Source organism: Crossiella sp. CA-258035 (assembly GCF_030064675.1).
Taxonomy (GTDB): Bacteria; Actinomycetota; Actinomycetes; order Mycobacteriales; family Pseudonocardiaceae; genus Crossiella.
The window spans coordinates 2474562-2487093 of record NZ_CP116413.1 but is presented as its reverse complement, the minus strand read 5'-3'; the positions used below and the strand labels follow the sequence as shown (position 1 = coordinate 2487093).

Genomic DNA, 12532 nt, shown 5'->3' with positions numbered 1-12532 from the left:
GACGAGAATCCAACATCAACGGCTTCGAAGCAAGGCTGACCAGGGGCTAAGTGAAAATCAGCGTGCCAGCCACCGTTCAGCGTCCATCGCAGCCGCGCAACCGGACCCGGCCGCGGTGATCGCCTGCCGGTAGGTGTGGTCGACCAGGTCGCCCGCGGCGAACACGCCGTCCAGGTTGGTCGCGGTGCCCGGACCGCTCACCCGCACGTACCCGTCCACGTCCACCTCGACCTGCCCGCGCACCAGCGCCGACCTCGGCTCGTGCCCGATGGCGACGAAGAAGCCGGTCAGCGGCATGACCGACTCCTCGCCGGTGCCCGCGTCCTGGACCCGCACCCCGGTCACCGAGGTCTCCCCCAGCACCTCCAGCACCCGCGTGTCCAGCTGCCAGCGGATCTTCTCGTTGGCCCGCGCCCGCTCCAGCATGATCTTGGAAGCCCGGAACTCCTGCCGCCGGTGGATGATCGTCACCGACCGGGCGAAGCGGGTCAGGAAGGTGGCCTCCTCCATCGCCGAGTCACCGCCGCCGACCACCGCGATGTCCTGGTCCCGGAAGAAGAACCCGTCGCAGGTCGCGCACGAGGACACCCCGCGCCCGAGCAGCCGCTGCTCACCGGGCACATCGAGGTAGCGGGCGGCCGCCCCCATGGCCAGCACCACGGCCCTGGCCTGGTAGGTCCGCCCGTTCGCGGTGACCGTTTTGACCGGCCCGGTCAGGTCGACGGACTCGACGTCCTCGGCCCGCAGCTCCGCGCCGAACCGCTCGGCCTGCGCGCGCATCTGCTCCATCAGGTCGGGCCCGAGGATGCCGTCCTTGAACCCCGGGTAGTTCTCCACCTCGGTCGTGGTCATCAGCGCCCCGCCGTAGCTGACGCCCTCGAACACCAGGGGCTGGAGCTGCGCCCGCGCGGCGTACACGGCGGCGGTGTACCCGGCCGGCCCGGAACCGACGATGATCAGATCTGCCATACCCCCAGATGCTCCGGCGCGCGGCGGCCACCGCGCCCCGGCCGACCGGCTGGTGGGATTCACAGCCGTTCAGAGCCGTTCAGTTAGGGTCGGCACGCTGGAAGCCATTCGAGGAGGACACCCCATGGGCAAGACCAAGCCCACCGTCACCGTGCCCGACGGCCCGTCGCCGGACTACCTGGACATCACCGACATCGAGATCGGTGACGGCCCGGAGGCCACCGCAGGCCAGGAGGTGACCGTGCACTACGTGGGCGTGTCACACAGCACCGGCCAGCAGTTCGACGCCAGCTGGGACCGCGGCGACACCTTCTCCTTCCCTCTGGGCGCCGGCCGGGTCATCAAGGGCTGGGACATGGGCGTCAGGGGCATGAAGGTCGGCGGCCGCCGCCAGCTGGTGATCCCGCCACACCTGGGTTACGGCAACCGGGGCGCGGGCGCGGCGATCAAGCCGGGCGAGACGCTGATCTTCGTGGTGGACCTGGTCGCGGTGAGCTGACCCGGGTCGCGGACGGCCGGTCGGTGAGTGCCGACCGGCTTCACCGCCAGTGCCCGTCGGCGGCCAGCCAGTTCTTGCCGCCGGTCTGGTCGGCCAGGCAGGGGTCGGCGAAGGCGGTCACCCAGGCGAGCACCTCGGCGAAGCTGGCGGGCACGTGCTCGGCCAGGCGCTGTTTGCGTCGCCAGGCCAGCCAGCGGGACTGCGCGAGCTCGGCGAAGCCGTCCAGCACCTCGCCGAGCGCCACGAGATCCACCTTGCGGTGGGCGGCCACCGTGGTGAACGCGGTGCGCAGTTCGTTGCCGGAGACGTCGTGCCGCCGGCTCAGCAGGTAGACGTCGGCGAAGTCGCGCCACCGGGTGTTCGCGGTACCCCGCTGCACCGCCGTGGTGATCTTCTCCGCGTGCACCATCGCCAGCGGATATCCCATGATGGGCAAAGGATCGGCCAGCAGGCGGGGCAACAGGACGGTCTGCGGTTCGGGCCAGACCGGATCGCCCACGTTGACATCAACGTGCAGACTCAGCCGTGCGGCGGCCAGACGTCCAGTCATCGTGACCCGGACCCCGCTGTAGTCGTCCTCATCCCGGATGGTCTCCGCCGTGGCCGAGTCGACGTCGAACTCCAGGTGGATCGCGTGGGGCGAACCGGAGTCACAGAAGAACCTCGAGTGCTTGTCGCAAGGGTTTCTCAGCAAGGGGAAACTCCCTGGCCATGCTCAGCAACGACGAAGGCTGAGTGTCTGGCCGCCGGAGCCATCGCCGGAGCGCCTCGTTGCCTAACTCGGGTCCTTCCCACCTGCGCAGCCGGAAGGCGTCGACAAGGCACCGTTCCGCGTTGTAGATGCCGATGTGGTGCCGCTGGTCCAGCGCCAGTCGCTCCCTGCCGACCGCGAAGGTCTCCGGCGCGAACAGGTGCCAGGAGACCGGTGCCCGGACCTTGGGGCGGGTGTGGCCGCGGGGCAGAGCGACATCGATCGTGGCCGGGATCTGGTCGGTCAGGCCGTGCCTCGCCAGCGCGCTCGATAGGCACAGTGTCGCCTCGGGCGCTCGCACGGCGATCTCCAGTAGGTCGGGATCCGTGAGCTGCCCGTCATGCGCCCAGTGGAACAGGCCCCAACCTATCGGCTCGATCGCTCCCGAGTCGCGCAGTGCGTACAGGCGTCGGTCCGACATCCCCTGGCCCCGGGCGTCGTTATAGGTGAACGGCGATGGGAGCAGTGCGCGCTCCTCCTCGGTCCCGACCTCCACGGAGGAAATCGTACACATAAGTACCCCTCGTGTGTACGATTTCCTCCGTTCGTGTCCCTACCCGGGCACCACCACCGAGGTCAGCACCAGCCCGTCCCGCACCAGGTACCGCCCCGCGAACCCGTCCACCCGGTACCCGTCCACCACCGGCGGCTCGATCAGGATCCGGGCCCGGAACCCGCCCTCCCGGTCGAAGGTCAGCTCCGCGTCCTGGAACCCCAGCCACGTCCCGGTGATCGGGAACCAGGCCTTGTACACGCTCTCCTTCGCGCTGAACAGCACCCGGTCCCAGTGCAGCCCGTCCCCCGCCCCCGCCAGCCACTCCTGCTCCGCGGGCACCGCCACCATCCGCTGCACGCCCGGCGGCAGCACGTCGTGGACCTCCGCGTCGATGCCCACCGACCGGATGCCGGCGCGGTCGGCCACCGCGGCCGCGCAGTAGCCCTCGCAGTGCGTGATGCTGCCGACGATTCCGTTGGGCCACAACGGTTCCCGCTTGGGGCCGCGCAGGATGGGTTGTTCCGGCAGGCCCAGGGCGGACAGGGCGCGGCGGGCGCAGGTGCGGGCTTGGGTGTACTGCTTGCGGCGGCGTTCCACCGCGCGTTCGACCGCGGCGTGTTCCTCGGGCAGCAGGTAGGCGGTGGGGTCATCGCCGACCACCTCAGCCGCGTGCACGCCGTCGGGGAGCAGTTCCTCGATCATGCCGGCAGCGGGTACTGCGGGTCGGAGTCCACCAGCACGTCGCGCAGCACCGGGCGGCGGCGCTTGCGCGGCTGCCACTCGCGCGGGTAGCCGAGGGAGACCTCCTCGAACCGGACCCCGTCGAACTTGTCGGTGAGCGGGATGTGCAGGTGGCCGGAGACCACCACCGCGGCCCGGTAGCGCAGGTGCCAGTCCTCGGTCAGCGTGGTGCCGCACCACAGCGCGAAGTCCTGGTAGTGCAACCGCTTGGTCGGGCCGGGGTGCAGCGGGAAGTGGTTGACCAGCACGGTCCGCCGGTCGGCCGGGATGGCGTCCAGCCGCTGGCGGGAGTAGCGGACCCTGGCGTGGCACCAGGCGTCCCGGCTGGGGTAGGGGTCGTGGTGCAGCAGCACCTCGTCGGTGCCGACCACCCCGGCCTCGCGCGCGCGGGCCAGCGCCTGGTCCTTGGTCTCGTCCACCCTGCGGCCGATGGAGTAGTCGTAGAGCACGAACAGCGGCGCGATGACCAGGTCCTCCGCCTCGCCGTGCCACACCGGGAACTCGTCCTCCGGGGTGACCACGCCCAGGCCGCGGCACAGCTCGACCAGGTGCCGGTACCTGGCCTCGCCGCGCAGCTGCACCTCGTCCTTGGGCACGGTCCACAGCTCGTGGTTGCCGGGCACCCAGATCACCTTGGCGAAGCGGTCCCGCAGCGTGCGCAGCGCCCAGTCGACGTCGGCGATCGTGTCGCTCACGTCCCCGGCCACGATCAGCCAGTCCTGATCGGACTCGGAGCGGAGACCGGCCACCACCTCGCGGTTGGCGGCGCGGTCACAGTGCAGATCGCTGGTGGCCAGCAAGCGCGGACTCGACACGACCGCCGACGATACCTGGCGTTGCTCAGTGGGTCTTGGTGGCGGAAGGAGAGGACGCCCACTTGATCAGCATCTTGCTGCTGCCCGAGCCGTCGGCTGCCGCGGTCCACACCTCCTCCCCCGGCAGGCCGTAGACCAGCGTCTTCTCATCCAGCCAGGCCACCTGGTCGTCGATCCCGGCCGGTTCCGCGATCGCCGTCTCGGCCATGGTGGCCAGGTCCAGCACGTGGATCCGCCAGGGCCGGGCGCCGTCGGAGGAGATGCGTTTCTTGAATGCGATCCGCTTGCCGTCCGGGGACAGCGAGGGGCATTCCACGTTCTCCCGCAGCGTCTCGGCCTGCCAGTCCTGGTAGGCCCCGCGGACCAGGTGGGTGCGGCCGCCGGTGGAGACCGTGGCGTAGAAGGTCTCGCTGTCCGGGGTGAAGCTGACGCCCCAGAAGTTGACGTCCTCGGCGGTGTGGAGCTGACCGCCCAGTCGCAGCGGGATCTCCTCGATGTTGGTCTGCAGCCGGTCCAGCTCGTGGTGGTAGATGCCGGTGCGGGTGGAGAAGCTGGTCGCGTTGTAGGCATCGCCGGTGACGAAGGTGGTCCAGGCGGCGATCTTGCCGTCCGCGGACAGCCGGGCGCGGCTGACCGTGCCCACGATCTGGAACCGCTTCAGCTCGTTCAGCTGGGCGTCCAGCAGGACCACCGCCGCCTTCGGCGCGGGCCCGGCCTCCGCGGCCACGCACAGGCCCCGGTCGCCGCCGGTGGAGAACCGGTCGCAGCGCAGTTGGCTGACCCGGCGCGGCCCGCCGGGATCGGTCCGCGGCACCGAGGCGACCACGCCGAAGTGCGGGCCGGGCGCGGTGTTGCGGAAGACCAGCCTGCCGGGCTCGTCCAGCCGCACCGGCGCCGGGTCGATGGCCAGGTCGATCGCGGGCTGCTGGTCCGGCGCGGTGGCCCTGGCGTACAGGGTGTAGACCACCGCGGCCGAACCGAGCAGGACCGCGGCCAGCACCGCGAGCAGCATGCGCAGCTTGGTGCTCATCGCGCCTCCCTCAACCGGAACACCGCCGCCGCCACCACCAGCGCGAGCCCGCCGCAGGCGGCGAACACCGCGGGGTAGAGGCCCCACCAGGTCCACGCGGCGCCGAAGGCCACCGCGGAGAGCAGCTTGGCCACCGCCTGCGCGGTCTGCAGCACGGCCATCCCGCTGGTGCGCTGGTCCTCAGGCACCAGCGGGGCGACCGCGGCCATCAGCACGCCGTCGGTGGCGGCGTAGAACATGCCGTGCGCGAGCAGGGTGCCGACGAGCAGCGGGATCCCGTCGGCCAGCCCGGCCACCAGCAGGTAGGCCACCAGCAACAGCACGTGCCCGGCCAGGAACATCTGCCAGCGCCCGATCCGGTCGGCCAGCTTGCCCAAGGGCATGGCCAGCAACAGGTACACGCCAGCGGTGCCCAGCGGCAGCATGGCGATGTAGGCGGGCTCGACCTCAAGTCGCTTCTGCAGCAACAGGTAGAGGAACGAGTCGCCGACGGTCACCAGGCCGAGCAGGGTCGCCCACAGCACGATCCGGCGGAAGGCCTTGCCGCGCAACAGGGCGAAGGAGGCGCGCAGCGGGATCCGTTCGGTGGTGGCCGGTCCGCGCTTGTCCTGGACGAACAGCCCGAACAGCAGCACGCCCAGGGTGGCGAAGCAGAAGCTGACGAAGAACACGGTGTCGTAGCCACCGGCCACGACACCCAGCAGCAGGAAGGCGGCCAGCGGGCCGAGGAACGCGCCGACGGTGTCCATCGCGCGGTGCACCCCGAAAGCCCTGCCCTGCTCATCCGCCGGGGTGGACAACGAGATCAGCGCGTCCCTCGGCGCGGTGCGCAGGCCCTTCCCGGTTCGGTCGACGGCCAGCACCAGGCCCATCGCGGCGGCGGAACCACCGGCCGCGATGAGCCCGAGCTTGGCCACGGCGGAAGCGCCGTAGCCAAGCCCCGCCACCAGTTTCCGGCGTTGCCACCGGTCCGCGAGGTGCCCCCCGAGGACCCGCACGATCGCGGTGGCCGCGGAGTACAGCCCATCCAGCAACCCGAACTGCAACGGGCTGAATCCCAGCCCCAGCACCAGGTAGAGCGGCAGGACAGCGGTCACCATCTCACTGGAGATGTCGGTGACCAGGCTGACCACGCCCAGTGCGAGGACGTTTCCGGCTACCGCCCGCCGAGCACCGCCACGTTCGCGGTGTGGGGTGCCGGCGGCCCGGGTGGTGGCGAGATACATCGGGTGCTACCCCCTCAGCGACAGGTGAACGGGCCGGCCTTGTCCAGCAGCTTGTTGTCGGTGCCGACGATTTCCCAGGAGTAGCTGGCGCCGTTGAGGATGAGCTTCATGACGCCGTGCTTCTTGATGTAGACCTCCATGCCGGCCCTGGGAACGTGCGGGTTGGTGTAGATCGAGTCACCGCCGATGCCGATGATCGCCGAACGCACACCGTTGGCCTCGTCCACCTTGCCGCTGGAGTTCAACGGCTTCAGCCGCTCGTAGTGGTGGTCGTGACCGGAGAGCACCAGGTCCGCCTTGGCCTTGACCAGTTCGTCCCACAGCGGGGCCATGGTCGGGTTGTCGCCGTAGTGGCCGGAGTTGAACCTGGCGTGGTGCCAGTAGGCCACGACACAGCGCTTCTGGTTCTTGGCCAGGTCGTTGCGCAGCCACTCGAGCTGAGCCCGGTCATTGGCCTTCTGCGCCATCGAGTCCAGCGCGACGAAGTGGAAGTCGCCGAAGTCGTGGCTGTAGTACATCTTCCCGCCGCCCAGGGGTGAGGCCGCGGCGCCGAAGTACTGCCGGTACCCCTTGCCCTTGCCCGCCGGGTCGTCGTACTCGTGGTTGCCGGGGCTGGGCTTGGTGATGTTCTTGAACCGGCCCCAGGTCGGCTCGTAGTACTTGCGGAACTCCTCGATCGTGCCGCTGTTGTACTGGTTGTCGCCGGCGGTGATGATCATCGAGGGCTTGATCTTGTCCACCAGCGCCGCGGTCTTGGTGCTGGCGCAGGAGGATCCGGAGCAGACCGGCACGATGTCACCGACCGCGACCACCACCTGCCCGCCCGGCGTGCCGGGCTGGGTGCGGGCGGCGAACGGGGCGCTCTCGGCGGAGATGTTGCCCGCCGCGTCCCTGGCCCTGACCGCGTAGTTGAAGGTGGCGCCGGAGGCCAGCCCGGTGTCGGTGAAGGAGGTCGTGGCCGAGGAGCCGACCAGGTTGCCCTCACGCAGGATCTCGTAACCGGTGACCCCGACGTTGTCCGAGGACGGGTTCCAGGACAGCGTGATGCTGTCCGCGGTGGAGGAGGGCGAGGCCAGCCCGGTGGGCGCGGTGGGCGGCTGGATGTCGCCGGAGCCGGTGCGGCTCCCGTAGACCGACAGCTCGAACAGCGAGTAGCCGTAGGTGGTGGCCCTGCGGGTGCCGTGCACCCTGATGTGCCTGGTGTTGGTGTTCAACGAGGTCAGCTCGTCCACGCCACCGTCGGACCCGGTGACCGAGCGGATCGTGGTCCAGGTGCTGCCATCGGCGGATGCCTGCACCTGGTACTCGCTGGCGAAGGCGGTCTCCCAGGTGAGGCTCACCCGGTTCACGATGGCCGGACCGCCCAGGTCCACCGCGATCCATTGCGGGTCGGCGCCTTCGGCGCTGGCCCAGCGGGTGGTGGTGTCGCCGTCGACCGCCTTGCCGCCGTCGAGCTCGGCGGCCTCGTTCGACGAGGTGGTGGTCAGTTTGTTGAGCGAGAGCAGGGAATCGTTTGCGGCGCTGGCGGTGAGCAACGACTGGGTCAGCGTGACCACCACAGCCGTGGCTATCAGTGCGGGAAGGACACGAATTCTCATGGCGGTGTGTTTCTCCTCGACGAGCCTGTGTCGAATCCGGCGCGTGGCGGCGGCGGCGGTGTTGGCTGGCCGGCGTCGACGAGGGGATTAAAGGTTAGGAAACCTCCCTGTCTATTCGGAGTGATCAGCACCGTAAGCGCTTGCCAGGCGTAGCGCAACCCGCCGATCGGGCCACGACCAGGGTCGTTGCGACCCACAACAAACGGCAGCGGCCCGGCGCTGTCCGCCCGGCTGCGATCATGGGTAGGTGCTGGAACTCCTGCGTGACCACCACCGGCTGCTGACCGTCCGCGGCGCCATCGCGCTGCTGTTCGCCGTGCTCGCCTTCGCCTGGCCGGACACCGACTGGGTGGTGCAGTTCGGCGTGCTGGTGGCGTACCTGGTCGCCGAGGGCGTGTTCGGACTGCTGCTGGCCTTGCGCGGCAAGCAGTCCCCCGCGCTGGACCGCTCGCTGTTCGCGCTGCCCGCGCTGTTCCTGCTCGCCGGGGTGGCCATCACCGCGCTGGCCTTCGCGGTCGACCCGTTCATCGGCCTGCTGGGCCTGGTGGTGACCACCTCGGGCTGGCCGGTGGTCAACGGGATCGGGCAGGCGCTGGCCGCCGCGCGGGCCAAGGAGCTCTACCCCCGGATCGGTCTGGCGATCAGCGGCACACTGTCCATTGTGGCCGGTGTGCTGGTGATGAACGTGCCCACCCAGGAGGTCTCGCTGTGGACGCTGCTGGCCTGGTACGCCATGGTTTCCGGCGCGATCTTCCTGGCGCTGGGCATCCGGTTCCAACGCGGCCAGGGCGGACCGCGTGCGGCCCGCCCTGGTGAGTCCGGCTGATCAGTCGCCGCGGCAGGTGAGGTCGCCGCTGGGCAGCACGCCGTCGCGCAGGTAGGTGTTCACCGCGTTCTCCATGCAGCCGTTGGGGTAGCGGGAGAACAAGCCGTGTGCGCGCACCCCCGGCAGGGTGATCAGCCGCGAGCCGGACATGGCCCGGTGCAGGTCGACCCCGCTGTCGTAGGCGGTGCGGGTGTCCTCGGTGGCCTGCACGATCAGCGCGGGCACCGAGTTGCGCACGATCACCGGCGCTTCGGCGGGCGCGGCCCAGAAGGCGCAGGGGTTGATGCCGTTGGCGAAGGCGCCGAAGACCGGCTGGCTCGCCCGGCTGCGCTGGATGTTGCGCCAGTACCACTCCGGGTCACGCCGCACCGCCGCGTCGCCGCACATGATCGCGGCCTGCCCGGAGAGCTGCGCGTTCGGGTCCCGCCTGCTCAGCACGTGCAGGCTGGCCAGCAGCCCGGGGCTGGGGTTGACCTGCTTGCCGTCGGCGGCGTCGGCCAGCACCCGCACGGTCTCGGCCAGCACGGTGTTCAGCCGGGTGTCGCCCACCTGCTCGAACAGCACCATCGGCAGCATGTGCTCGTCGACCCGGTACTCCCCGATCGGGATGTGCTGCCGCGCGGACCGGCGGATCAGCTCCTCCACCGCGCCGCGCACCTGCGCCGCGGTGCGGCCGAGCCGGTACTCGCCGTCCCTGGCCGCGGTCCAGGCCGCCCAGTCGTCGAGGGCCCGCTCGTTGGCCGGGCCCATGTCCCGCACCATCTGCTGGGAGTAGCGCTTGGAGTCCACCGCGCTGTCCAGCACGATCCGGTCGCTCTGGCGCGGGAACATCTGGGTGTAGACCGAACCGAGGTAGGTGCCGTAGGAGTAGCCGAAGTAGCTGATCTTCCGCTCACCCATGGCACCGCGGACGACGTCCATGTCGCGTGCGGTGTTCCTGGTGGTGATGTGCCGCAGGCTGTCGCCCTGGGTCTGCGCGCACCGCCGGGCCAGGTCGGCCTGCAACGCGACGGTGCGGTCGAAGCCGGCCCGGTCCAGCCCGGCGGAGCGCAGCATGAAGCCCACCGGCCAGCCGCAGTCCACCGGGTTGGACCGGCCGACGCCGCGCGGGTCCATGCCGATCAGGTCGTAGCGGGCCAGCACGTCCGGGCTCATCTTCGGCCGCATCTTCAGCGGCAGCCCGAGTCCGGGACCGCCGGGCCCACCGGGGTTGGACAGCATGATGCCCCGCCGCTGCCCCGGGCCGGTGGCCTTGAGCCGGGAGATCGCCACGGTGATGGTGCGCCCCTTGGGCTGCTGGTAGTCCAGCGGCACGGTGACCTCGGCGCACTGGGCGCCCGCGGCGTCCAGATCCTGGTCGCCACAGGCCTTCCAGTCCAGGCGCTGCTGGTAGAACCGCTCCACGCCACCACGTCCGGCGGTCTCCGACTCGGCCCCGGCCAGACCGGCTCCGGCCAGCAAACCGGCCCCGGCCGCCGCGGCGGTCAGCAGTGCGGTCATGCGTCTCATCGTCAAGGCTGCCTTCCCCGTGTTCACCGGCCGCCGCTACTCGGTGGCCAGTGATCACAAGGCTAGGAATTCCGGTAGCGCTGACCCAGCCGGACAGCACCCGCATCGGGGGTCCAGACCACTGCCCTCCCGGGGTGGGGCAGGCTCTACCTAGTGCGGCACGTAGACGCCGTCGACCTGCTTGGCCGAGCCGGGGGTGAAGGTCAGCACGGTGCGCAGGGTGCGGTGCCGGATCTTGGCGTCCGCGCCGGGAATGGCGTAGTGGTCGGCGAACTCGTCCAGCGCCGCGAAGTCGGGCTCCCGGGCGCAGATCAGCAGCATCTCCACCGCCGGGTCGACCGCCTCGGCCGCGGACTGGATGTTGGCGGCGGCCTCCGCGTCCAGCTCGGTGTGCGCCAGGTGCAGCGCGATGCCCGCCGGCGACAGCTCCGCCACCAGCTCGGTGATCCGCTCGACCTGCTCGACCAGCTCCGCGCGGTCCCTGATCGGGCCGAGCTCCAGGAACGCGCGGATGCCCCGGTCACGCAGCAGCTGCCGGGTCGCGCGGTCGGCGGGACCGATGACGGCCCACTCCGCCGCCGCCAGGTTGCCGCCTCGTCCGATGCACAGGATCCGCCCCATCCGCGAATACTCGCACGGACGGCCGCGCGCCGGTCAGACCGCGGCCTCGATCACGTCCAGCGGGGCGAGCCGCTGGCGTGTCCGCCACCCGGACGCTCAGCAGTGATCCAGCGGGAGCTGTGGAAAGCCACGGAGCGCTGCTGCGCGAGCTGGCCTGACCCGAACCGGGGACGCCAGGGAGTCCGGCGTCCCCGGTCCGTCACGGCCGCACCGCCGTGCCCTCGGTGAGGGTGGTCTGGCCGGTCACGTACTCACTCCACACCCCGACCGACAGCCTGGCACCCGGTCGCGCGAGGCTCCGCACGAAGCTCTGTCCATTGTGGACAGCGCCGAACGTCACGTAGAACTCCTTGGTGCTGGGCCGGTCCTGTGGCGGGATGTCGCTCACCGGCAGGATCTCGTCCAGGCCCCAGCCATAGGACTCCCGGTAGTCGCCAACCACCCGCTCCAGGGTGTTCTCCAGGATGGCGCCGGTGACCGGAATGTGGATCAGGACGCCGCGCCTGCCCTTGCCCAGGACGGTGTTGAAGACCAGCACCTCGCTTTCGCCGCCGCGGTGGAACACCGCCCGGCCGGAACCGACCTGGGAGCCCGGTGGGCAGGCCGCCGGGCCCCGCTTCGCGATGACCGAGCGATCACAGGTCGGGAACAGGTGGGGGCTGAAGTGCACCGAGCGGTCGAACAGGAACACGAACTGCCGGGCCGCGGCCGGCTCCACCCCGGTGCTGGTGGAGCGCAGACCGGCGAAGGAGACGGTGACCCCGAACCGGGAACCACCGTCCCTGGCGTAGGTCACGGACCCCTTGTCGATGTTGACCGGGCCCGTCACGGCGGGCTCGGACGGCCGCTGCGGGCCGAAGGGGGTCGGATGCGGATGTGCGCCGCCGGGCGCGGCCGAAGCCAGCCCGGGTGCGGCGACGAGAGCGATGACGGCGACGGTGGACAGGATCACCTGACGGGATCGCATGGGCGGAGCCTTCCATCCGGTCTATTCGATACCCAACGAATAGACCGGATGGAAGGTAGAGTCTTCGTGAAGTGTCGAAAAGACTGAAGAAGCAGGGAGGACAGGCTCGTGCCCCTCGGCCGCTGGACCGGCGTCTCACACCCCGAACTCGACGAGATCACCGTCGACGACGTGCTGCACGCCCTCGCCGACCCCATCCGCCGCGCGATCATCCGGCTGCTCCAGGCCGAGGGCGACCGCCCGTGCGGCACGTTCGGGCTCCCGGTCGCCGCGTCGACCCTGAGCTTCCACTTCCGCGCCCTGCGCAAGGGCGGCCTCATCCGCCAGTACGACGAGGGCAGGCAGCGGATGAACACGTTGCGCATCGCCGAACTGGACACCAGGTTCCCCGGTCTGGTGGCCGCCGTGCTCAGTTCCGCGGACTGACCACCGCTCGCGGGTCCACGACCGGGGACGCCGGCGCTCCGACGCCCCCGGCCCGGGT

The 12532-nt window shown here is 70.5% G+C and carries 14 protein-coding genes; 3 read left to right on the top strand and 11 right to left on the bottom strand.

Annotated elements, in window-relative coordinates; translation table 11 throughout:
- Window positions 1-57: 57 nt before the first annotated feature.
- Window positions 58-969, bottom strand: coding sequence for a thioredoxin-disulfide reductase (gene trxB / locus N8J89_RS11550; RefSeq protein WP_283664333.1), 912 nt, complete (start codon window positions 967-969; stop codon window positions 58-60).
- Between the two features lie 124 nt (window positions 970-1093).
- On the opposite strand from trxB, the gene N8J89_RS11545 reads away from it, so the two are divergent.
- Window positions 1094-1468 carry an FKBP-type peptidyl-prolyl cis-trans isomerase gene (locus N8J89_RS11545; protein WP_283664332.1) on the top strand — a complete coding sequence of 125 codons (375 nt, stop codon included), beginning with the start codon at window positions 1094-1096 and terminating at the stop codon, window positions 1466-1468.
- A 40-nt stretch (window positions 1469-1508) separates the two neighbouring features.
- Here N8J89_RS11545 and N8J89_RS11540 read toward each other — a convergent pair whose 3' ends face one another.
- The 7 genes from N8J89_RS11540 to N8J89_RS11510 are packed head-to-tail and all read right to left on the bottom strand — an operon-like array spanning window position 1509 to window position 8083.
- Window positions 1509-2162: a nucleotidyl transferase AbiEii/AbiGii toxin family protein gene (locus N8J89_RS11540; RefSeq protein ID WP_283664331.1), complete on the bottom strand. Its 654-nt coding sequence runs from the start codon at window positions 2160-2162 to the stop codon at window positions 1509-1511.
- Window positions 2119-2715, bottom strand: coding sequence for a type IV toxin-antitoxin system AbiEi family antitoxin domain-containing protein (locus N8J89_RS11535; protein WP_283664330.1), 597 nt, complete (start codon window positions 2713-2715; stop codon window positions 2119-2121). The genes N8J89_RS11540 and N8J89_RS11535 overlap by 44 nt, the downstream gene beginning before the upstream one ends.
- A gap of 57 nt (window positions 2716-2772) precedes the next feature.
- Window positions 2773-3417, bottom strand: a complete 645-nt coding sequence (locus tag N8J89_RS11530) for a 4'-phosphopantetheinyl transferase family protein (RefSeq protein WP_283664329.1) — start codon at window positions 3415-3417, stop codon at window positions 2773-2775.
- Window positions 3414-4271, bottom strand: coding sequence for a metallophosphoesterase family protein (locus tag N8J89_RS11525; RefSeq protein ID WP_283664328.1), 858 nt, complete (start codon window positions 4269-4271; stop codon window positions 3414-3416). The genes N8J89_RS11530 and N8J89_RS11525 overlap by 4 nt, the downstream gene beginning before the upstream one ends.
- A 25-nt stretch (window positions 4272-4296) precedes the next feature.
- Window positions 4297-5301 carry a TolB-like translocation protein gene (locus tag N8J89_RS11520; RefSeq protein ID WP_283664327.1) on the bottom strand — a complete coding sequence of 335 codons (1005 nt, stop codon included), beginning with the start codon at window positions 5299-5301 and terminating at the stop codon, window positions 4297-4299.
- On the bottom strand, window positions 5298-6527 hold the full coding sequence (locus N8J89_RS11515) for an MFS transporter (protein ID WP_283664326.1): 1230 nt from the start codon (window positions 6525-6527) through the stop codon (window positions 5298-5300). Before N8J89_RS11515 ends, N8J89_RS11520 begins: the two co-directional genes overlap by 4 nt.
- Before the next feature lie 14 nt (window positions 6528-6541).
- On the bottom strand, window positions 6542-8083 hold the full coding sequence (locus N8J89_RS11510; RefSeq protein WP_349497468.1) for a discoidin domain-containing protein: 1542 nt from the start codon (window positions 8081-8083) through the stop codon (window positions 6542-6544).
- Between the two features lie 289 nt (window positions 8084-8372).
- On the opposite strand from N8J89_RS11510, the gene N8J89_RS11505 reads away from it, so the two are divergent.
- Window positions 8373-8951, top strand: coding sequence for an HdeD family acid-resistance protein (locus N8J89_RS11505; RefSeq protein ID WP_283664324.1), 579 nt, complete (start codon window positions 8373-8375; stop codon window positions 8949-8951).
- Here the strand turns inward: N8J89_RS11505 and N8J89_RS11500 are convergent, their stop codons facing one another.
- From N8J89_RS11500 to N8J89_RS11490, 3 genes are all read right to left on the bottom strand, one after another.
- Window positions 8952-10451 (bottom strand): alpha/beta fold hydrolase, encoded by a 1500-nt coding sequence (locus N8J89_RS11500; protein ID WP_283664323.1) that lies wholly within the window; start codon window positions 10449-10451, stop codon window positions 8952-8954. It abuts the gene before it with no gap.
- A gap of 159 nt (window positions 10452-10610) precedes the next feature.
- Complete coding sequence (locus N8J89_RS11495; protein ID WP_283664322.1) at window positions 10611-11081, bottom strand: hypothetical protein; 471 nt, start codon at window positions 11079-11081, stop codon at window positions 10611-10613.
- 199 nt (window positions 11082-11280) lie between these two features.
- Complete coding sequence (locus N8J89_RS11490; protein ID WP_283664321.1) at window positions 11281-12048, bottom strand: hypothetical protein; 768 nt, start codon at window positions 12046-12048, stop codon at window positions 11281-11283.
- Window positions 12049-12156: 108 nt separating this feature from the next.
- On the opposite strand from N8J89_RS11490, the gene N8J89_RS11485 reads away from it, so the two are divergent.
- Window positions 12157-12474: an ArsR/SmtB family transcription factor gene (locus tag N8J89_RS11485; protein WP_283664320.1), complete on the top strand. Its 318-nt coding sequence runs from the start codon at window positions 12157-12159 to the stop codon at window positions 12472-12474.
- The last annotated feature ends 58 nt before the right edge of the window (window positions 12475-12532 follow it).

Coding starts and splice junctions, on each gene's coding strand:
- trxB (WP_283664333.1), bottom strand. CDS start 969: ATGGCAGATCTGATCATCGTCGGTTCCGGGCCGGCCGGGTACACCGCC.
- N8J89_RS11545 (WP_283664332.1), top strand. CDS start 1,094: ATGGGCAAGACCAAGCCCACCGTCACCGTGCCCGACGGCCCGTCGCCG.
- N8J89_RS11530 (WP_283664329.1), bottom strand. CDS start 3,417: ATGATCGAGGAACTGCTCCCCGACGGCGTGCACGCGGCTGAGGTGGTC.
- N8J89_RS11520 (WP_283664327.1), bottom strand. CDS start 5,301: ATGAGCACCAAGCTGCGCATGCTGCTCGCGGTGCTGGCCGCGGTCCTG.
- N8J89_RS11515 (WP_283664326.1), bottom strand. CDS start 6,527: ATGTATCTCGCCACCACCCGGGCCGCCGGCACCCCACACCGCGAACGT.
- N8J89_RS11500 (WP_283664323.1), bottom strand. CDS start 10,451: ATGACCGCACTGCTGACCGCCGCGGCGGCCGGGGCCGGTTTGCTGGCC.
- N8J89_RS11495 (WP_283664322.1), bottom strand. CDS start 11,081: ATGGGGCGGATCCTGTGCATCGGACGAGGCGGCAACCTGGCGGCGGCG.
- N8J89_RS11490 (WP_283664321.1), bottom strand. CDS start 12,048: ATGCGATCCCGTCAGGTGATCCTGTCCACCGTCGCCGTCATCGCTCTC.